Consider the following 19,138-nt stretch of genomic DNA (forward strand, 5'->3'; position numbering starts at 1 on the left):
CCTCCTAGTGGTAAAGTTTATCTACGCGTAAACTCTAACCAGGAAAGGCTCCTCATCATCTAAGACGCTTTGATCAAGGAAAGAAGGGATTTTAGGGTGATAGCTTTTAGAAAACAATCGACCTGTTGGGACAATGATTTTATCATGTGGCTCTATTTGTTTGAATTGGTTTTTCCAATTTGCACGAATCGTCCATTCACAAACAGACATACTTGCTCTCGTGAATGCAGCAACTAGTAGAACCGTAACTACAACACTAATCCATAGCATCGTCATATCAGAAATTATTTCTAACACGATAATCATCCTCCCTATTATTCACGTACATCATATCATAAGATGATTTTGTATCAAAACGAATTATCTGGAAGTTATTTTACTTTAGTTTCATACAACATTGATAACTTTTCTAGTTTTTCATGCGTATATTCCTTAAAACGCTCATTATATGAGCGCGGGTCCTTCGGATTCGCATAACGCGTTATCTTTCCGGTACCTGGCTCAACGAATTTACTTGCTGCGCCACAACCTAATCCAATAATCGTTTGGCATTCCTCCATTATAATAATATTGTACAAGCTTTCTTTTGAAGGTAATGCATAACCTACATTTTCCAAGTTACCTAATATATTCTTTTGGCGATATAAATAATATGGGGCATACCCCTGCTTTGCAGTCCATTGACTAGATAACTCCATCATTTGAGAAATTTCTGCCCGGCTCGCTACTTTATATTTTTCTTTATTTTTTGTCATCGTTGAGGCTCTTTTGAAAGACAAGGTGTGTACGGTTAATGATTCTGGGTGCAGCTTTCCCGTTTCCTTTAAAGTGTGCTCCATCTCTTTCAGTCCTTCACCAGGAAGCCCAATAATTAAGTCCATATTAATATTTTCCAAGCCAAGTTTTCGAGAGAGTTGATATTTCTCAATCGTTTCCTCGACGGAGTGATGTCGACCAATTGCTTGAAGGGTTTCATTTTCAAATGATTGTGGATTAATACTTATTCGATCCACCTTCCAATTTTTCATAACGGCAATTTTTTCAGGTGTAATTGTATCAGGTCTACCCGCTTCAACAGTTAATTCGCGTACCCCTGTAATGTCCGGAAATGATTCATACATCCTAGAATATAAGTCATTCATCTGCTCTGCACTAATACTAGTCGGTGTCCCCCCGCCATAATAAACCGTTGTAACATCGATCTTGTTTTCCTTTAGCCACTTACCTGTCTGTTCAATCTCGTAATGAAGACCTTCTAAAAAGGCCTCAACCGAACCATTTTGTCCATTAATAGCGTAAGCAGGAAACGTGCAATATGCACATTTTGTCGGGCAAAAGGGGATACCAATATAAATGCTTACCGCTCGATCTAGTTCATCTAAGTCAGGAAGAACGGCTAATTGTCTCGTAACAATTCGCTCAAGGAGATTGATTTTTTCTGTTGTTACTAAATATACTTCCTTTAATTCTCTTCGAATCTCTTCCTTTTTTAAACCGGCTCTTCTCATTTGATGCATCAGCTTCGTTGGGCGAATTCCAGTTAAAATCCCCCATGGTTGCCTTACTCCAGTATAAGATTGAAGTAATAGCAAGTAGACATGGTTGACGGTCCTTTTCTCAACTTTCTTAACATCCTCAGTTGCAAAGACACTCGTATTCGGGTACGTATAACTAACTTGATTTGTTTCGTTTGTTTTTTTATCAATAAGACTAGCCTGAGCAAAGATTTGATTACTAGGAGTCCTATTCACGTTAATTGTTATAGTTAAATCAGCTTCTCTTTGTTCCTCATTCCAATAAATAAGTGGATCTTCAAAAAATAACGCACTAATATGCTCTATATTTATTTTATGACGTTCGTCTAATTGGATTACAGATATATTCATATGTCTCTCCTACGTTTGTGAATTTTCCTTCTTAGTTTATCGGAGCATTTAGTATGAATCAACTCGAATAAAAAAAACAGCCTCATCTGAGACTGCTACATTTGTAAACGTAATTGTTTTCGGAAGACTTCCCGAATCATATATGACACACCGTTTTGGTTATTAGAACGAGTGATCCAATTAGCTGCATCTTTCAATTCATCTGATGCATTTCCCATTGCAACGCCTAATCCTACTTCAGAAATCATTTCAATATCATTATTATAAGAGCCGATTGCCACCATTTCATCAAGAGAAATTCCTAAGTGCTGCCCTAGAGTTTGAAGACCTCTAGCTTTTGAAATTCCTGAGCCTACGATTTCAACTCGACCTGGTAATGAGTCAAAGAAACGAATTCCTTTAACAGTTTCTCTTACTTCTTCTAATGCATCTCTTTTTTCCTGTTCATTAAAGAACTGAACTTGAAGCTTTAGAGGTGAAACAGGTTCTTCCATTAAATAATCGCATAATGAATCTACGAATGTTATGGGATAAAATAACGGGTCACCTACACCAATTGTCATTTTTGCGATTAAATAACTTTTTTGACGAACTTTATTTCCGATCGAATAGTTTTCGCTAAGAATGCGAACATGACAATGATACTGCTCGAGTATTTCCACTACTTGCAAGGTGGTTTCTTCAGAAATATGACGTGTAAAAAGTGGTTCTTCACTCTCTTCAGCGATAAACGCGCCATTACTCGTTATTAAATGACTATCCAATTTTAATGCTTTCGCTATTTTTTTAGCTGCCGGGAATGGTCTAGATGTGGCTAAAGTAACATACACTCCCTTCTCTTTCACGTAATCAATCGCATCTTTCGTCTGCTTACTCACTCGTGAATTTGAACGTAAAATAGTTCCATCGATGTTTAGGGCTAATAATCGATATGTCACGCTGTCTCCCCCTTTAATCTAGATGTCAGGGCCTGCCTGTTCTTTTTTAGCCTATGTTCATAAGAATTTTGTTAGAACTTTAGATTAAAGTTGTTTATACTTTTATAGTGAATAAATCGTCACCTAAAACACATTAGTAAATAGGAGTATTTATGAAGACGTTCTTTAATTTTTATATCATCCCAGCTCTTATCTTTTTATTACTTACGACATCACAATTACGTGAACCGACTCTTCAAGAAATAACCATGGCTGCTCTTGGTGGAATTTCTGTTGGCTTGTTTGCAGGACTCGTCCTTCATATGGCAATATTAATCGGCAAAAAAATGAAAAAGTAGACATTCGATTAATAAAAAAGAGCTCGAAAGGTAGATATAAACAGCCTTTCGAGCTCTTGCTTTATTTATTGATTTTCTAGTGCGCCATAGATTTCCTCAAGTGGCTCGGTAATAATTTTGTTAATATCGCCAATAATCGTACTTAATTGTTGTTCTGCTTCCATTAGCTTAGAAACTAACTCATTTTGCTGAACAAGTTCAAACTGTTGTTGCGCTTTGATGGCTTCTTCTTCTGTAATCTGCATCCCTTGCATTTGCTTTTGTTGAAGCTGTAATTGCAGCTGACGGAAGCTGTCCAATAACGTTTTTGCTGCTTCATCACCTTCAATTTGTTCATGCAACGCCTTTAATTGTTTAAACTCGTCACTTTCTCCTAGTGTACGTTTCATCTCATGGGCCTTATCATATACATTTGACATTTTGCCGTCCTCCTAAAAAAATAGTCTTTTCGACTATAACATGTTCATTGTGACAATTCATCCAAATCGGCAAAATCAAACAAAATTCTTACATTATCTTACCGTTAGCACGATAAATGCTTGAATAAAACCAATCATCCCACCAAGAAGTGCTCCTAAATACGTAATCATTTTAAATTCCTTTTTGGATATTGACAACACAAGATCTTCTAGTTTATCAACTGAAAACGTTTGAACCTGCTCACGGACAATTTCTTCTAAATGGAGCCGTTCTAACAATGCCTCTAAATGATCAAAGAGCAAATCACTAGCTAAATGGACTCCTGTCGGGACCCACTCATTTATAACGATTTTTTCAAAGTTACTTGTCCATGCCTTCATTGGCTTCTCAAACCATTCAAATACAGGAACATTTTTGTATACAGTATTTACGATTAACGACATAACTTCTTCTTTATTAACATGTGCTTCAATTTCTTCAAATTTCCGTTCTTTCAAACGTTCCCATTCATTCGTTAGTACATCCTCTAATAGTTTTTTCGTACCGGTATTTTTTAAGAATTTCACTAATTCTGGTTGAACTTTATCAACAAGACGTTCATTCCCAAGAAACATGGAAATCATGTTTACGAGCGTCCCTTTGTCAAACAAAAATCGTTCAATCATTTGACTTAATTGCTGTTTTCCTTCAGGACTATTTAAAAAAGCTTGTCCACGTTCTAGTATAAAATCAGCAAGCTGTGGAATTAATTGGTCTGCTTTAGCCAAAAAACTCTCAGGTACAACCTCTCCAATTTGTTTTATTCTGTTTTCCTTAAAAAAGCGTTCAAGTCCATTTGCGATAAGGGCTTCAGTTTTTCCTTTTAATTTTTCTTTCGGTTGCTGAACATGAACCTGCTTTTCTAAAAACTCAGCAATACTTATTTCACTGTGTAGCATTTTCAATACTTCCCCTTGAAGCCAAGCTGTTACACTAGAGACGAACGCCGTACTTTTTAGTTTTTTTCCAAGACCTTCGGCTGTAAGTAAGTATTGAACGACCATTCTACCTAATTGGGTTGATAGTTCATCATGTCTTTTAGGGATTAACCCAGGCGTAAACGGAACACGCCATCCACCAATTCGAATTTCTTTATAAGGACGAAATAGCATTTTTATCGCTAAAGAGTTAGTCATTCCACCAATGACAGCCCCAATCATTACCATAAATCCGATAAACCACAAACTGTCCACCTTTTTTCCTCCTTCTATTCCTCACAAAATGGGCATTTGTCACATAGTATACGATATAACGTAATCTCATCGCCAGTGTTCATCCCTCGATAGTATACTTTTCTGCTTTACCTCTATAAAGACATGCTATGTTAAGGAGGTTTTATCCAATGAATTTGATTACAATCTCGGTTAACACATGGGAGAAATATCGACGCCCTGTTATGGATTTTGTGAAACGTTATGATACTTCAGAACAGAGAGTATATAAACGATTGTTTCGGATGAGAAAACACCATCTTAACGAACCTGGTACGTGTTTAAAGGTAGTATATTGGGAAGGAAAAATTATTGCTGTTGCTGCCGTCACCAACTATGGAATCAGTTTTTCTACCTTATTAGTTTCCCCAAAATATCGTCATAGTCATATTCAAACAACCTTACTATCTTCCTTTGTCGATGATCTAGGTGTCTGCTACCAAAAAATTAGGTATGATGACGAAGTCGCCATTAAAATGGCTCTACAGGCCGGACTTGTTTGCTTTTCTTATATTAAAGGGAACGAGGAGAGTGTTTACCTCTGGTTTGGAGGAGGTCATTGGCATTCAGACGATGTCACCGAAAAGGAAGCATAACCGAGGGCACTGAAAAAGGGTGGGTTTCCCTTTTACTGTGCCCTTTAAGTAATGTGCGAAGCCGTTGCCATTTTTTAAAAAACCTAGCAAGGCGCGTAACGTGCGAAGCCATTGCTACTGAGGCACTGAAAAAAATGGGTTTCCCTTTTTCTGTGATATGTTTGTTTTTTGCATAATTTAACCTATATTTTGTTATCCTAATAATCAGTAAGCTACAGCATTGGAGGTAGATCAATTTGGCAAAAAAAGATCAACTTCATCAAGGACGTGAAGATTACTTTGTAGACGAAGAGCGAATGCTAGATGACGGTCTTTCTGGTGGAACAGTAAGTAATGATCAGGCTGGTAAAATTGAAGAAGCCAGACCATTCAAAAAAGAAACTCCCCCAAATAAGTAAAAAGGTAAACCATCTCTTCTTTAAGAGATGGTTATCTTTTTACTTATTGTCTGCAATAATTTGTTATAATTTTAGAAAAGGAAATTGTAAAAGGAGTGAGCATGAACATGTACCAAACGTTAAAACATCATTTTGCAGATGCTATCGTAAATAACCTACCTGCTCATCCGCATCCTGACATTTTATGGTTACAAGACGAACATAAGGAGCCGATTGGCTTTTGGAAAAGTAAATTAACGGAAAAAGAACAAGCCTTACTGACAATGCTTCTTGAGAAACATCAACATACTCCTCAACCTTCATCTAATGTTGAGAAACGTTGGATGTCATGGCTATTCCAAGAAAGCCCAAACGTTCCCCAAGGTAAAACAGTACGCTTTATCCATTTTCATTTAGATCGATCCATTGATGATTATGAATCGTTTCAAGAAGTTTGGGCGAGTATTGCAACCAATGAAACGGCCATTCTATGGATTGATCAACATAACGGATTAATCGTGACCGAGGAAACCGAGGAAGAAACTCCGGATTATATCGGTTTCGTCGAAGCTATTGCCTCAGATTTTTACATTGATCTTTCCTTATTAATTGGCTCCAATGTTGAGGTAGAGCTATCAAAATCCCAATTTCATTGGGAACGCTCTTGCTTTCAAGCAGCTATCGCAGCAAATCCTAGTAAACAAGTTTTCCATGAACATGAAGCCATTCCCTATTTTTTACTAGACCATTTGCCATTTGAGCAAAAGCAGTATGTGATAAATCAAATTATTACCGCTGAGATCGCTGAGGATCATGAACTACTAAAAACTGTTTCTGTTTATTTCCAACAAAATCTTAATATCTCTGCTGCGGCTAAGGCATTGTTTATGCATCGAAACAGCCTTCAATACCGAATTGATAAGTTTGTAGAACGTACTGGTGTAGATATAAAGCAATTTCCTCAAGCGGCTATCATGTACTTTCTTCTTCTACTTATCGAGCGCAAATAATTCTATCATTGTCAGTCTGCACAAAAAGAATCATAGATATTTGTGCAGACTTGCCATAGATTTCAACAAATGAAAAGGGTTACAATTTGATTAACAAATCAAGGAGGTAACAAACATGGCAGAAATTCAATTAAAGAATATTTATAAAATTTATGATGGTGATGTAACAGCGGTAACTGATTTCAATCTACACATTGAAGATAAAGAATTTATCGTATTCGTTGGTCCATCTGGTTGCGGTAAGTCAACAACTCTACGTATGATTGCAGGTCTTGAAGATATTTCAAAGGGTGACCTTGTTATCGGAAACAAGCGTATGAACGATGTTGCACCTAAAGACCGTGACATTGCGATGGTATTCCAAAACTACGCTCTTTACCCACACATGAATGTATATGACAACATGGCGTTCGGTCTTAAGCTTCGTAAATTCCCTAAGGCTGAAATTGACCAACGTGTTCGTGACGCAGCAAAAATTCTTGGTTTAACTGAAATGCTTGATCGTAAGCCTAAGGCAATGTCTGGTGGTCAGCGTCAGCGTGTAGCTCTTGGTCGTGCAATCGTTCGTGACCCTCAAGTATTCTTAATGGATGAGCCATTATCAAACCTTGATGCTAAGCTTCGTGTACAAATGCGTGCTGAAATCACTAAGCTTCATAAGCGTCTACAAACAACAACAATTTATGTAACGCATGACCAAACTGAAGCGATGACAATGGCAACGCGTATTGTTATTATGAAAGACGGTTTTATTCAACAAGTAGGTTCACCTAAAGATGTCTATGACAATCCAGAAAACGTATTCGTAGGTGGATTCATTGGCTCACCTTCAATGAACTTCTTAGCAGGTACATTAGAAGGCGACTCCTTTAAAATTGGAAACAAGAGCGTAACAATTCCTGCTGCAAAGGCTAAATTACTTAAAGATAATGGATACGATGGTAAGGAATTAATTCTAGGTATTCGTCCAGAAGATATTCATGATGAGCTTGTATTCATTGAGTCTTCTCCAGGTTCAAAAGTAAAAGCTGATATCGATGTAGCTGAATTATTAGGTGCTGAAACTATTCTTTACTCTACTGTTGAAGGTCAAGATTTTGTTGCACGTGTTGATTCTCGTACTGATATTTCTAGCGGTCAATCAATTGACCTTGCATTCGATATGAACAAAGCTCACTTCTTTGATAAAGATTCTGAGTTACGTATTCGCTAATATAAAAAAACCGCTCCTTTTCGATATAAAGGAGTGGTTTTTTATTGTTCTTGAATAAGATATACGACCGAATAAGAACATTCAATACAGGTTAAATAATGAGCACATAGATGATTGCGTTGATCATATTCAACAGTATCACTTTCTTTTTCTACTTCAATTTCTTCATATGCACTGTAATCATCTAAATAATCCAAGATTCGTCCATAATCAATTAGCTCGCTATTACATTCATTGCAGTGCTTGTTTACCTTTGTAAACCCATTACATACTGGGCACATTTTTGGCATTTTGTCACCTCATAAAAATAAAATTATCTTTTATTAAAGAAGAGGTGAGGAGCCCTCACCTCTTCAAGCCATATATATTATTGTTGTTGGAAGCCACCCATTTGTTGTTCAGCCATTTGAACAAGACGCTTAGTAATCTCTCCACCTACAGAACCGTTTGCACGTGAAGTAGCATCTGCCCCTAATTGAACACCAAATTCTTGTGCAATTTCAATCTTCATTTGATCTAATGCTTGTTGTACACCAGGTACGAGAAGTTGGTTGGAACTATTGTTGTTTGCCATTTATCTCACCTCCTTGTGTACTCATAGTGTGGGTTTATTTAAGCTAGATATGTATTTTATTTATTAATAATTTTTGGTAATATCCATTCTTAAAAGCAAACTAACCTGTATAACGGTAGTTTCTTTTTATGACTGTCAACAAGCATCATCGCTTGTATCAAGCTTTTTGCATTTGACACACCCTTCTCCTGGATCATCGTTCAATTTGTGGAATGCTATTACTGAAATGTTTCATCATTAATTCAAATTCGGAAAGACAATTTCTCGAAACTTTTCTGCTGAAGCGAACGTATTAATAGTAAATAGACCAAAAAGGAGATTCATTTTATGATTATTTTTTTTATTGGAGGATTATTTATTCTTATTGCTATATTCTGGGTTACAAGTTATAACGGATTAATTAAGTATCGAAATTGGGTAGAGGAATCGTGGGCCCAAATAGATGTACAGTTAAAAAGAAGATTCGACTTAATCCCAAACCTTGTCGAAACGGTCAAAGGCTATGCCAAGCATGAACAGGAAACCCTTAGTAAAGTTGTTGAACTTAGAAATCAAATTACAGCACCTGGAAACTCAAGACAAGAACAAATTGATGCGAATAATGAACTTTCTGGTGCTTTACGGCAATTATTTGCTTTGAGAGAAGCTTATCCAGATTTAAAGGCAAATGAAAATTTTTCAATGTTACAAGAAGAACTAGCTGGTACAGAGAACAAGATTGCCTATGCGAGACAGCTATATAATAAAACCGTGATGGAATATAATACAAAGATTGAATCAATTCCAACCAATATTGTTGCATCTGTTCACCACTTTACTCACAGAGATATGTTAGAAACACCAAAAGAAGAACGCGAAAATGTTAAGGTCCAATTTTAATGAAGGTGGGGAATGATTTAGATGATTCTCTACAAACAAATTGAACGAAATAAACGAAACACTTTCTTCATTGTTACAGGATTCATACTGTTTGTGTTAGCCGTTGGTGCCTCTTTCACGTATGTCAGATCAGGAGACTATTATAGTGGTATGCTAGTCGCCGCCTTTATTGGTGGTGGTTACACCCTGTTTATGCTTTTATCAAGTACGAATGTTGTTATGAGAATGAACCATGCTAAAGAAGTTCGCTCAAAGAATGAACATCCCTTCCTTTGGCATACAATAGAGAACTTAGCGATGGTAGCCAGAATTCCAACGCCACGCATTTTTATTATTCACGATTCAAGTCCAAATGCGTTTGCCACTGGTACTTCACCCAAAAATGGAGCCATTGCTATTACAACTGGGTTACTTGATATTCTTAACCGGGAGGAAATTGAAGGTGTAATGGCTCATGAGGTTGCCCATATTCGGAACTATGATATCCGTTTAGCGACCATTGCCGTCGCGCTTGTATCAGCTGTTGCCATTTTAAGTGATCTTGGAACAAGGATGTTATTCTTTTCACGTTCGAACAGAAATCAGAAGCAGCATCCTGCAATTTTAATCATTTCACTTGCTTTACTTATCTTATCACCTTTTATCGCCACATTAATACGCTTAGCTATTTCAAGAAATCGTGAATTTCTTGCAGATGCGAGTGCAGCTGAATTAACTCGCAACCCTATTGGGTTAGCTTCTGCATTAACGAAAATTACCGGTTCTTCAACACCTGTAAAGGAAGCCTCCAGTACTTCAGCTCCGTTATACTTTGCTGATCCACTTAAGAAAAAAGTGACGAACCTGTTTTCAACTCATCCTCGTCCTGAGGAACGAATAAAACGTTTAAAACTGATGTAAAAAAGCCAACATATTATTGTTGGCTTTTTACTTTAATTATGTAAACGTTTACCATCGTCTTTTTTTTCGGTTCATGATATAGTAGTTTAGAAAAAACTTTTTTTCTAAAAAAGGGGGAATTTCTTGTGCCAGAACAAGGACGTGAACAATGGGCCTCAAGGCTTGGATTTATTTTAGCCGCGATGGGTTCAGCTGTTGGCTTAGGAAACGTTTGGCGTTTTTCCTATGTCACTGGAGAAAATGGGGGAGCTGCGTTTCTTCTTATTTATCTCGCATGTATTATTTTAATTGGTATTCCGATTGTAATGGCTGAATTTACAATTGGCCGTAAAGCACAAAGTGATGCAGTAGGCTCATTCGAAAAATTAGCACCTGGGAAACCATGGAAGGCTGCAGGATTGATGGGTGTTGCTGCCGCATTTATGATTTTATCATTTTATGGAGTTATCGCTGGTTGGATTGTCTATTATTTCATAAATTATTTAACTGGGAATCTTTGGACAGCTCCAGCTGAAGGATATGAAGGTTTCTTCGTTGATTTCATTACAAACCCTTGGCATCCGCTATTATGGCAATTTATTTTTATGGCATTAACAATTGCAATTGTTTACGTTGGGGTTAAAAAAGGAATTGAACGAGCTAATAAAATTCTTATGCCTTTACTTGGTATTTTATTAGTTGTACTTTCTATCTATAGCTTAACACTTGGTGGAGCGTCAGAAGGTCTTGCATTTTTATTTACACCTGATTGGAGTGCATTAGGCGATCCTTCAATTTATATTGCAGCATTAGGTCAAGCCTTCTTCTCTTTAAGCTTAGGAATGGGTGCCCTTATTACTTACGGAGGATATCTTTCGCAAAAGGAACATCTTCCTGGCGCAGCTTATAGTGTTGCAGGGTTAGATACGCTTTTTGCCATTGTTGCCGGGGTCATGATTTTCCCTGCAGTATTCGCATTCGGTATTGAACCAGATGCAGGTCCTGGACTGGTCTTTATGATCATGCCAGACGTTTTTGATAGCATTGGATTTGGAGGCGGATTATTCGGTTTAGCATTCTTCTTCTTATTAGCAGCTGCTGCATTAACATCTGCAGTATCTCTATTAGAGGTGGCAGTTGCTTACTTTATTCGCAAATTTTCTTGGTCTCGTAAAAAAGCAGCCTTTATTATTGGTGGAATTATTTTCTTAATTGGTATTCCATCATCTTTAGGTAACGGAATCTTAGGCAATGTAACCATTATCGGTGATAGAGGAATTTTAGACTCAATGGATTATGTTGCATCAAATATTTTCTTACCATTAGGTGGCTTAATTATTGCCGTATTTATGGGTTGGGGTTGGAAGAAAGCTGATGCATTACGCGATTCAGATTTTGGTGATACGGTTCTCGGAAACCTATGGCTATTTCTATTACGTTTCCTTGCTCCAATCGCTATTTTCCTTATTTTCCTTAGCTCAATTGGCTTATTCGGCTAAAGAAAAAAGCGTGAGTTGTTTAACTCACGCTTCTTTTATTTTATGAATGAATTTGAGCCTCAACGGTATCTGCGATAAGTGTAACTAATAGTTGCATTCCTTTTTCAATCTTTTCCGGAGTGGAATGCGTATAATTTAACCTCATTGTATTACGTTTAGCTGTTCCAGCATAAAAAGGCTCCCCAGGTACGAACGCAACGCCTCGCTTAACTGCTTCATTTAACAATTCTGTTGTGTTGATGCCTTCATCAAGTTCAACCCAAAGAAACATTCCTCCCTTTGGTTTAACAAAGCGAAGGTTCGGTAAGTTTGCTTCCTCAAGACAACGAACCATTATCTCCATCCGACTCTGATATACATTTATTAAATTTTGAATATGACCATCTAAATCATAATGACAGCAAAGCTGATAAAGTGCTTGTTGAGCAAGAGAGTTTGAATGCAAATCATTTGCTTGCTTTGCCTGTGACATCATTCGTATCACTTGATAAGGTCCTGCGATCCAACCAGTCCTTAATGCCGGTACTGCCGTTTTAGAAAACGTACTAGTATATAAAACATGTGTTCCATCATCAAGTGCCGCAAGTGGTGTATAGGTTTCTTCTTGTAAAAATTGAATCTCACCATATGGATCATCTTCAAAAATGACAATATGATGTTTATGTGCAAGATTGACTAGCTGACGTCTTCTTTCTAAAGACCAAACTCGTCCTGCTGGATTAGAGAACGTTGGTACAACGTAAATGCATTTTGGCTTATGCTCCTTGATTTTCGTTTCTAAATCTTCTGGTAACATCCCATCGTCATCAGAATCAACAGGAATTACGGTAGCTTCATATGATTTAAATACTTGTAGTGCTGCTAAATAGGTTGGATCTTCCGTTAAAATAATATCTCCTGGTGTAATCATAATGCGTGCAAATAAATCAATCGCCTGTTGGGAACCTGTCGTTATTAATACTTCATCTGGGGAATAGCTATCAATGCCCTTTCTCCCCATTCGGTCTAGAATGACCTCACGTAACGGTCGATATCCTGCTGTTTCAGCATACTGCAAAGAACCTTTCCCAGTTGCAAACACTCGTTCAAATGCATCCTTTAATCCATCCATTGGAAATAGCTCATCATCAGGTAAACCACCCGCAAATGAGATAACATTACCTTGACCGACAACTTTTAAAATATCACGAACAGCCGAAGACTGAAGATAACGTACACGGTCTGCAAACCCATATTTCATAACCTACACCTCTATTATCTTAAATTTTTGAATATTAGTTCAATACTAACTGATTCCAGTTTAAAGTCAAATACTTTTATTTCTTACACTCCCTATATTATAGTAAATCTATTCATACAAGTGAACACCCGCTCAGGAAAGCTTTTCTACTATTAAAATTAAAATTCACCAAAAAAACCAAGCTCAAAATTTCTTGAACTTGGTGATCGCTCTCCATCATAAAATAGGTAGTCTTAATGAAATGGTTGTTCCTTCTCCTAATGTGGAATCGATACTAATGCTACAACGTTGTTTGTAGAAAATTTGCAGTCGATCAATGACATTCTTCATGCCAATTCCTGTAGAATGCCCCTGACCACTCTGAGGTGAATCAGTCTCCTTTTCGTCAGTTGCTAATAATCGTTTTTGTGTTTCCTCATTCATTCCTACACCATTATCACTTACTTCTATAACTACATACTCCCCGTCTCGAAAAATTCGCAACCCGATTTTTGCGCCTTCTACAAGCTCTTCAATACCATGAATAAACGAATTCTCAACAATGGGCTGAAGCGTTAAACAAGGAATCGGTAGTGTTAGGCAGGACTCTTCTACTTGCAAATCAAACTGTACTCGATCTCCAAAACGTGTTTTCTGAATAAAAAAATAATCCTGTACGATTTTCACTTCGTCCTTTAAAATAATCGGTTTATCTATATTTCCTAAATTATAGCGAAGTAAGGATGATGTTGAAATAATTAGTTCATTTGTTCGAGTAGCCCCTTCAAGATACGCCGTTTTCGAAATCGTATTAAGAGTATTAAAGAGAAAATGTGGGTTAATTTGGTTTTGTAAGCTCCTTAGTTCCATTTCCTTCAATAATTGAGCAAGCCTTGATTTTTCTTCCATCTCTTGAACTAAATGATGAATGTTTTGCCTCATATGATTAAATGTTTTCGTCAAAAACCAAAGTTCATCCTTTGTTGATACTTGGACATCTTCTCCTGTAAACGTTCCTTTTGATATTGCTCGCGCTGCTTCGGTTAACCCCTCAATCGTTTTCGTTATTCCATTTGAAAACCAAAATGCGAACAAGGTACTAAATAAGATGATAACCGAGAATATTAGTAATCCGATTTTTTTAATATTTGAAATGCTCTCTTTGACCTCAGGAAAGACTTCTTTATACTGATTTAATTCGTCATTTATTAACGATAACGTCGTTTCATGAATATATTGGGCGATTTTCTCAGCTTCATTTAGATGATAGGAATATCGGCGAATTTCTCCTTTTTGAATACCTGATACGGATTGTTCAGCTTCTTGAAGAAAGCTGGAAATCATTCTTTCATAATTTTTTAAGGGAAGATTTTTATCCTCTTTTGAAATTAAGCCGTGCAATGAGGTTAGTTCCTCTTTATGTTCTTCATATTGTCGATAATTTTCAGATACCGGCTCTAATGCATAGATGGTTAACGATTGAACAACGCGATTCGTTGACTGACTCACTTCGTTTAGCAATAAAAATTGCTCTAGACTATCATCATATAAATCAAAGACTTTTTGATTCCCTTGAAATAATAGCAGTGAAATAGCGATAATCAAGAATACGATAACAGAAAAATAAATTAGTAATTTAGAGCGTATTTTTATCATCGGCTTTCACCATTTAGTTCCTGTTGAATATCTGATTTTCTGATGATATTTGTCCTTGTATAATTTATCTCCACCACCGTTTTCCCTTGTAATACATCTAAAACCAACTCCATCCCCCTTTTCCCCATTTCAAAAGGCTCTTGAGCAACGACTGCATGAATTTCGCCAGCTTGGAGCAATTCTATTGTTTGTGGTAATACGTCAAAAGCAATAATATAAATATCATCTTTCTTACCAAAACGTTCAATTGCTGCCTGAATGCCTAACCCATCAAGTGCACTCGTACCAAAAAAGGCTGTAATTTCCTCATATTCGGTTAAAATTTTATTCGTCTTTTCCTCTGCCTCAATTCTTGTAATATTTGACTCCTCTATTGCTACAATGCTTATACCTTTATATGTTGCTGTTGCATCTTTAAAACCCTGTACGCGTTGCTGCATATGAGAGGAAGTAAGACTCCCTGTAATAATACCAACAACCGCTTGTCCATTTGTGTCTTGAGCTAAAGCTTTCCCCGCTTCCCATCCTGATAAGTAATTATCAGTACCAACATATGCACTCCGTTTACTCTTTGGCGCATCTGCATCAATCGTAATAACAGGTATTCCTTTATTTACAGCTTTATCAATTAACGGAGTGAATTCATCCTCATTTAATGCTTGAACTACGATCCCATCGACCTGCGCAGCGATCGCCATATCCATAATTTTCATTTGTTCATCAAGATTTGAGCGTTGTGGCCCTCTATACTCAACAAGAAGTTTAGTTGATTTCTCTAATTCTCTTGCCCCCTGTTCCATCAATCTCCAATAGTCATTGTCTACTTCCTCTGAGATTAATACAACATGGTAGTCTTTTAATTCTTGATTCGGCTCTGAGATAGACGGGGGTAATAAAAGCGTTTTCATTAATAATTGAAATAATAAAATCAAGACAAGTATACTTGTAAATACAGTAAAGACATAAAAAGGCACGGTTCTTTTTCTTTGCACTGTCTAACCTCCCAAATGAAGACTATCCAAAATAAAAGGACGACAATCTCCTTTATGCTGTCATATTCCCTTATGTTATTATACTTTGAGTACACATAAATGCAATGACTTAGAGGCTGTTCTATATTTTGGGTTGGTTTTACAAAATTCTCTTTAAACAGAAAGAAAACAAGCACTCACAAATTGATTGCGCTTGTTTTCCATTCAATATTGTCTATAGATATTTTCTGTGAACCTTTTTTCCATCATATATAAAATCAATCTTCTTTTCATTTATCGTCGTTTCTAAATGAACAGGTCGCCCCCAAAGCTGATAAATATATGGAACAACCTTCTCAAGGTAACTTATATCAAGCTCTGTACCTTCATAGGCATGAGTAATGTATAGTTCTCCATTTTTTAAATAATCACCATCCGTTACAACTAAATATGGAAAGCCTCCATTCACTCGTGATTGGGCAAGTTGGTCGCGAATATGTTCCCATTCTTTATCTACGACCTTATAATCCGGCCCTTGCTTCTGGAATAAATACATATCCTCACGCATAACTAAATCCTTCGTCATATAGTTACGAATAAAAGAAATATCAGATTCAATTTCACGAACTTCAAATAGTTTTTCTCGGCCACTTCCCGGCTTAATTCCTTGGCGCTCTTGCATCTCTTCTGATGGGTTATTATAACGCTCTTCAATATCTTCAAAAATTTTCAATCCAAGATAGTATGGATTAATTGACGTTTTCGATGGCTGAACTACTCCTGCATTAAGCTTGGCAAATTCTATCGTTTCCTCACTTGTTAAGTCCATTTCACGAAGAATTCTCGCATGCCAATATGAAGCCCATCCCTCATTCATAATCTTCGTTTCTAGTTGTGGCCAAAAGTAAAGCATCTCTTCTCTCATCATCGTTAAAATATCTCTTTGCCAAGGTTCTAGCTCTCGGCTGTATTCCTCAATAAATAAAAGCAGATCCTTTTCGGGATTCGGAGGGAATTTTTTCTTTTTCTTTATATTTTCTTCCTTTTTAGGCTTACTATCTAAATCCCATAAATCTTCATACTCTCCAACCCGATTAACTCTCACCTCTTCTTCCTCATCTTCCATACTCCAGGCAAGTTTCGGCCTTAGTAAGCTTGGATCTATATGCTCCTGAATCGCAAGTACTGCGTCTAGAAATCCTTCCACCTCTTCCTTCCCATACACATGTTCATAATGAGCGATTCGTTCTGCCGTTGCACTCATGCTTTCAACCATATCCCTGCGCGTATTGGAAAACCTAACATTGTTTTTAAAGAAATCACAATGAGCGAGAACGTGGGCTACTATTAATTTATTTTGAATTAACGAATTGCTATCAAGTAAAAATGCATAACATGGGTCTGAATTGATAACAAGTTCATAAATTTTACTGAGACCTAAATCATATTGTAATTTCATCTTATGAAACTGTTTTCCAAAGGACCAATGACTATAACGTGTCGGCATTCCATACGCTCCAAAGGTATAAATAATATCTGCTGGACATATTTCATAGCGCATCTCATAAAAATCGAGTCCGAACCCTTCGGCAATTTCCGTAATTTCACCGATTGATCGCTCTAATTGCTTCCATTGATCTGTCGACATCGAAACCCCTCCTTGAACCTGCTTATTACACTTTATGTACAAAAGCGATGATTCATGAGCAAAAGGGTCGCTCCAAAGATTGATTTCCTTAAGAGCGACCCTTAAAAGTTCTATTTATTTATAGACTCCATAAAACGTTTAAACGCCATTTCCCCTTCAAGGTTACGCTTGAAGACACCTGCATGTTCAAGAATTTCTGCAAATACTTGACCAACCTCATCGCGCAAAATTTTTAAGACGTTGTCACAAGTCATTTCTGGATGACTTTCTTTTACTTGCAATGCCCAACTGAGGTGTTTAGCAATCTCCTCATTAGAAGAAATCTGCTCCTCTGCATTAGACTTAAGAAGTACATTAGCAAGCTCTTTCAATTCTGTTTGCAACCGCCCAGGTAACACAGCTAAACCCATAACTTCAATTAGTCCGATATTTTCTTTCTTAATATGGTGTACTTCTGCATGTGGATGAAATAATCCATCCGGATGTTCATCCGTTGTTCGATTGTTTCGTAAAACTAAATCAAGCTCAAATAATTCACCACGACGCCTCGCAATCGGCGTTATCGTATTATGTGGTGTCTCATCCGTGAAAGCGTGAATTTGCACAGAACGATCCTCGTAATTCTTCCATTTTTCTAGAATCATATTAGCAGCTTCAATGAGTTCTTCCTGTGACGTACCTTGAAGACGGACTACAGACATTGGCCATTTTACAATACCAGCCTTGACTTTCGGGAATAATTTAAGTTCAAACTGCTTTTCAATTGGCGCCTTGGCCATTGGAAAATCGTGACTTCCACCTTGAAAATGGTCATGACTTAAAATCGAACCACCTACGATAGGTAAATCTGCGTTCGAGCCGAGAAAATAATGTGGAAACTGTTCTACAAATTGAAGCAATCTTGCAAACGTCTTACGAGAAATCTTCATCGGCTTGTGCTCTCCTAAAAAGACAATAGCGTGTTCATTATAATAAACATATGGAGAGAACTGTAAATACCATTGCTCTTGCGTCAATGTCAAAGGAATCACCCGAAGGTTTTGACGTGCTGGATGATTGACTCTTCCTTCATATCCAACATTTTCTTTACATAGTAGGCATTCGGGATAATAACTTGATTTTAAATTCTTAGCAGCTGCAATCGCCTTCGGATCCTTCTCAGGCTTGGAGAGATTAATTGTAATTTCAAAATCTCCATAATCTGTCGGCGCATACCAATGTTCATTTTTTGCAATTCTATCTGTACGAATATAATGCACATTTTTGGAAAATTCATAAAATGCTTTTGTTGCTTCCTTTGGGCTTTCTTTATCATATTTATGATAAAATGCTTGAATCACTTCAGATGGTCTTCCCGTCAAACACCCCATAATTTTTGTATCAAGCAAATCATGATAGGTTACAGTATCCTCTTCAAGACGCCCATTTGCTCCAGCCCATTCCATTATCTTTTCTAATATCTCGACTGGTGTCTCAAGCTTTTCATTCTTTGCCTCTACAACTTCAGGTTCATCAAGCTGCAACACTTGTAATAATTGATTTCTACTATACTCTAAGTCCCAAGGTGAAATAAGCTCTTTTTGTAATCCATATTGCAGGAGCCGTTCAATTTGTTCATGAATGTTTACACCCATGCAAGACATCCTTTCTTCCCTATTCTCCCAAGTTGGGGGGCTTTTCTTACTTCTATCTTACATGATTTCTTAAAGTTAGTAAATTAATTTAATAAAGTTTTGTTTCTTTCTTCATTTGTAAAAGAGGTGTTCAACAGTTGCTCTGTTGAAA

The 19,138-nt window shown here is 37.0% G+C and carries 20 protein-coding genes; 8 read left to right on the forward strand and 12 right to left on the reverse strand.

The window, feature by feature from the left end; genetic code table 11:
• Positions 1-21: 21 nt before the first annotated feature.
• The 3 genes from B1R93_RS04120 to B1R93_RS04130 all read right to left on the reverse strand — a co-directional run bounded on the left by B1R93_RS04120 (position 22) and on the right by B1R93_RS04130 (position 2,824).
• Entirely contained in the window at positions 22-297 is a 276-nt protein-coding gene (locus tag B1R93_RS04120) for a hypothetical protein (protein WP_088102693.1), read from the reverse strand.
• Positions 298-371: 74 nt separating this feature from the next.
• Positions 372-1,886, reverse strand: a complete 1,515-nt coding sequence (locus tag B1R93_RS04125) for a coproporphyrinogen III oxidase (RefSeq protein ID WP_088102694.1) — start codon at positions 1,884-1,886, stop codon at positions 372-374.
• A gap of 95 nt (positions 1,887-1,981) precedes the next feature.
• On the reverse strand, positions 1,982-2,824 hold the full coding sequence (locus B1R93_RS04130; protein WP_088102695.1) for an HAD family hydrolase: 843 nt from the start codon (positions 2,822-2,824) through the stop codon (positions 1,982-1,984).
• Positions 2,825-2,976: 152 nt separating this feature from the next.
• Here B1R93_RS04130 and B1R93_RS04135 point away from each other — a divergent pair, with 152 nt between their 5' ends.
• Positions 2,977-3,162, forward strand: coding sequence for a hypothetical protein (locus B1R93_RS04135; protein ID WP_088102696.1), 186 nt, complete (start codon positions 2,977-2,979; stop codon positions 3,160-3,162).
• A gap of 65 nt (positions 3,163-3,227) precedes the next feature.
• Here the strand turns inward: B1R93_RS04135 and B1R93_RS04140 are convergent, their stop codons facing one another.
• Complete coding sequence (locus B1R93_RS04140; protein WP_088102697.1) at positions 3,228-3,581, reverse strand: YlbF/YmcA family competence regulator; 354 nt, start codon at positions 3,579-3,581, stop codon at positions 3,228-3,230.
• Positions 3,582-3,674: 93 nt separating this feature from the next.
• Positions 3,675-4,814: a DUF445 domain-containing protein gene (locus tag B1R93_RS04145; protein ID WP_088102698.1), complete on the reverse strand. Its 1,140-nt coding sequence runs from the start codon at positions 4,812-4,814 to the stop codon at positions 3,675-3,677.
• A 149-nt stretch (positions 4,815-4,963) separates the two neighbouring features.
• On the opposite strand from B1R93_RS04145, the gene B1R93_RS04150 reads away from it, so the two are divergent.
• The 4 genes from B1R93_RS04150 (at position 4,964) to B1R93_RS04160 (ending at position 8,028) form a co-directional block, all read left to right on the forward strand.
• Positions 4,964-5,428 (forward strand): hypothetical protein, encoded by a 465-nt coding sequence (locus B1R93_RS04150; protein WP_088102699.1) that lies wholly within the window; start codon positions 4,964-4,966, stop codon positions 5,426-5,428.
• Between the two features lie 236 nt (positions 5,429-5,664).
• On the forward strand, positions 5,665-5,826 hold the full coding sequence (locus B1R93_RS22905; protein ID WP_165763721.1) for a hypothetical protein: 162 nt from the start codon (positions 5,665-5,667) through the stop codon (positions 5,824-5,826).
• 107 nt (positions 5,827-5,933) lie between these two features.
• Positions 5,934-6,815 carry a PucR family transcriptional regulator gene (locus B1R93_RS04155; protein WP_165763722.1) on the forward strand — a complete coding sequence of 294 codons (882 nt, stop codon included), beginning with the start codon at positions 5,934-5,936 and terminating at the stop codon, positions 6,813-6,815.
• A 115-nt stretch (positions 6,816-6,930) separates the two neighbouring features.
• Positions 6,931-8,028: an ABC transporter ATP-binding protein gene (locus B1R93_RS04160; RefSeq protein ID WP_088102701.1), complete on the forward strand. Its 1,098-nt coding sequence runs from the start codon at positions 6,931-6,933 to the stop codon at positions 8,026-8,028.
• A 41-nt stretch (positions 8,029-8,069) separates the two neighbouring features.
• Here the strand turns inward: B1R93_RS04160 and B1R93_RS04165 are convergent, their stop codons facing one another.
• Entirely contained in the window at positions 8,070-8,318 is a 249-nt protein-coding gene (locus B1R93_RS04165; RefSeq protein WP_088102702.1) for a hypothetical protein, read from the reverse strand.
• 77 nt (positions 8,319-8,395) lie between these two features.
• Positions 8,396-8,602, reverse strand: a complete 207-nt coding sequence (locus B1R93_RS04170) for an alpha/beta-type small acid-soluble spore protein (RefSeq protein WP_088102703.1) — start codon at positions 8,600-8,602, stop codon at positions 8,396-8,398.
• 327 nt (positions 8,603-8,929) lie between these two features.
• Here B1R93_RS04170 and B1R93_RS04175 point away from each other — a divergent pair, with 327 nt between their 5' ends.
• The 3 genes from B1R93_RS04175 to B1R93_RS04185 all read left to right on the forward strand — a co-directional run bounded on the left by B1R93_RS04175 (position 8,930) and on the right by B1R93_RS04185 (position 11,859).
• Positions 8,930-9,481, forward strand: a complete 552-nt coding sequence (locus B1R93_RS04175; RefSeq protein ID WP_088102704.1) for a LemA family protein — start codon at positions 8,930-8,932, stop codon at positions 9,479-9,481.
• A gap of 24 nt (positions 9,482-9,505) precedes the next feature.
• A complete protein-coding gene (gene htpX, locus B1R93_RS04180) occupies positions 9,506-10,381 on the forward strand; it encodes a zinc metalloprotease HtpX (protein WP_088103398.1) in 876 nt (291 codons plus the stop codon).
• A 125-nt stretch (positions 10,382-10,506) separates the two neighbouring features.
• Entirely contained in the window at positions 10,507-11,859 is a 1,353-nt protein-coding gene (locus B1R93_RS04185) for a sodium-dependent transporter (protein WP_088102705.1), read from the forward strand.
• Positions 11,860-11,899: 40 nt separating this feature from the next.
• On the opposite strand, the gene B1R93_RS04190 is transcribed toward B1R93_RS04185, so the two are convergent.
• From B1R93_RS04190 to galT, 5 genes are all read right to left on the reverse strand, one after another.
• The gene (locus B1R93_RS04190) at positions 11,900-13,099 is read right to left on the reverse strand and encodes an aminotransferase-like domain-containing protein (protein ID WP_088102706.1); all 1,200 of its coding nucleotides are present in this window, start codon (positions 13,097-13,099) and stop codon (positions 11,900-11,902) included.
• 216 nt (positions 13,100-13,315) lie between these two features.
• On the reverse strand, positions 13,316-14,734 hold the full coding sequence (locus B1R93_RS04195) for a sensor histidine kinase (protein WP_088102707.1): 1,419 nt from the start codon (positions 14,732-14,734) through the stop codon (positions 13,316-13,318).
• Entirely contained in the window at positions 14,731-15,726 is a 996-nt protein-coding gene (locus tag B1R93_RS04200; RefSeq protein ID WP_088102708.1) for a sugar-binding protein, read from the reverse strand. Before B1R93_RS04200 ends, B1R93_RS04195 begins: the two co-directional genes overlap by 4 nt.
• Positions 15,727-15,940: 214 nt before the next feature.
• Positions 15,941-17,353 carry a SpoVR family protein gene (locus tag B1R93_RS04205; RefSeq protein ID WP_088102709.1) on the reverse strand — a complete coding sequence of 471 codons (1,413 nt, stop codon included), beginning with the start codon at positions 17,351-17,353 and terminating at the stop codon, positions 15,941-15,943.
• A 110-nt stretch (positions 17,354-17,463) separates the two neighbouring features.
• The gene (gene galT, locus B1R93_RS04210; protein WP_088102710.1) at positions 17,464-18,987 is read right to left on the reverse strand and encodes a UDP-glucose--hexose-1-phosphate uridylyltransferase; all 1,524 of its coding nucleotides are present in this window, start codon (positions 18,985-18,987) and stop codon (positions 17,464-17,466) included.
• Positions 18,988-19,138: the final 151 nt, after the last annotated feature.

It is taken from the genome of Halalkalibacter urbisdiaboli (assembly GCF_002156385.1).
Lineage (GTDB): Bacteria > Bacillota > Bacilli > Bacillales > Bacillaceae_D > Halalkalibacter_A > Halalkalibacter_A urbisdiaboli.

Bases quoted from the DNA above. Each gene is read 5' to 3' on its own strand.
- galT (WP_088102710.1), bottom strand. From the start codon at position 18,987: ATGGGTGTAAACATTCATGAACAAATTGAACGGCTCCTGCAATATGGA.
- B1R93_RS04140 (WP_088102697.1), bottom strand. From the start codon at position 3,581: ATGTCAAATGTATATGATAAGGCCCATGAGATGAAACGTACACTAGGA.
- B1R93_RS04175 (WP_088102704.1), top strand. From the start codon at position 8,930: ATGATTATTTTTTTTATTGGAGGATTATTTATTCTTATTGCTATATTC.
- B1R93_RS04205 (WP_088102709.1), bottom strand. From the start codon at position 17,353: ATGTCGACAGATCAATGGAAGCAATTAGAGCGATCAATCGGTGAAATT.
- B1R93_RS04195 (WP_088102707.1), bottom strand. From the start codon at position 14,734: ATGATAAAAATACGCTCTAAATTACTAATTTATTTTTCTGTTATCGTA.
- B1R93_RS04135 (WP_088102696.1), top strand. From the start codon at position 2,977: ATGAAGACGTTCTTTAATTTTTATATCATCCCAGCTCTTATCTTTTTA.
- B1R93_RS04190 (WP_088102706.1), bottom strand. From the start codon at position 13,099: ATGAAATATGGGTTTGCAGACCGTGTACGTTATCTTCAGTCTTCGGCT.
- B1R93_RS04165 (WP_088102702.1), bottom strand. From the start codon at position 8,318: ATGCCAAAAATGTGCCCAGTATGTAATGGGTTTACAAAGGTAAACAAG.
- B1R93_RS04150 (WP_088102699.1), top strand. From the start codon at position 4,964: ATGAATTTGATTACAATCTCGGTTAACACATGGGAGAAATATCGACGC.
- B1R93_RS04155 (WP_165763722.1), top strand. From the start codon at position 5,934: ATGTACCAAACGTTAAAACATCATTTTGCAGATGCTATCGTAAATAAC.
- B1R93_RS04170 (WP_088102703.1), bottom strand. From the start codon at position 8,602: ATGGCAAACAACAATAGTTCCAACCAACTTCTCGTACCTGGTGTACAA.
- B1R93_RS04160 (WP_088102701.1), top strand. From the start codon at position 6,931: ATGGCAGAAATTCAATTAAAGAATATTTATAAAATTTATGATGGTGAT.
- B1R93_RS04125 (WP_088102694.1), bottom strand. From the start codon at position 1,886: ATGAATATATCTGTAATCCAATTAGACGAACGTCATAAAATAAATATA.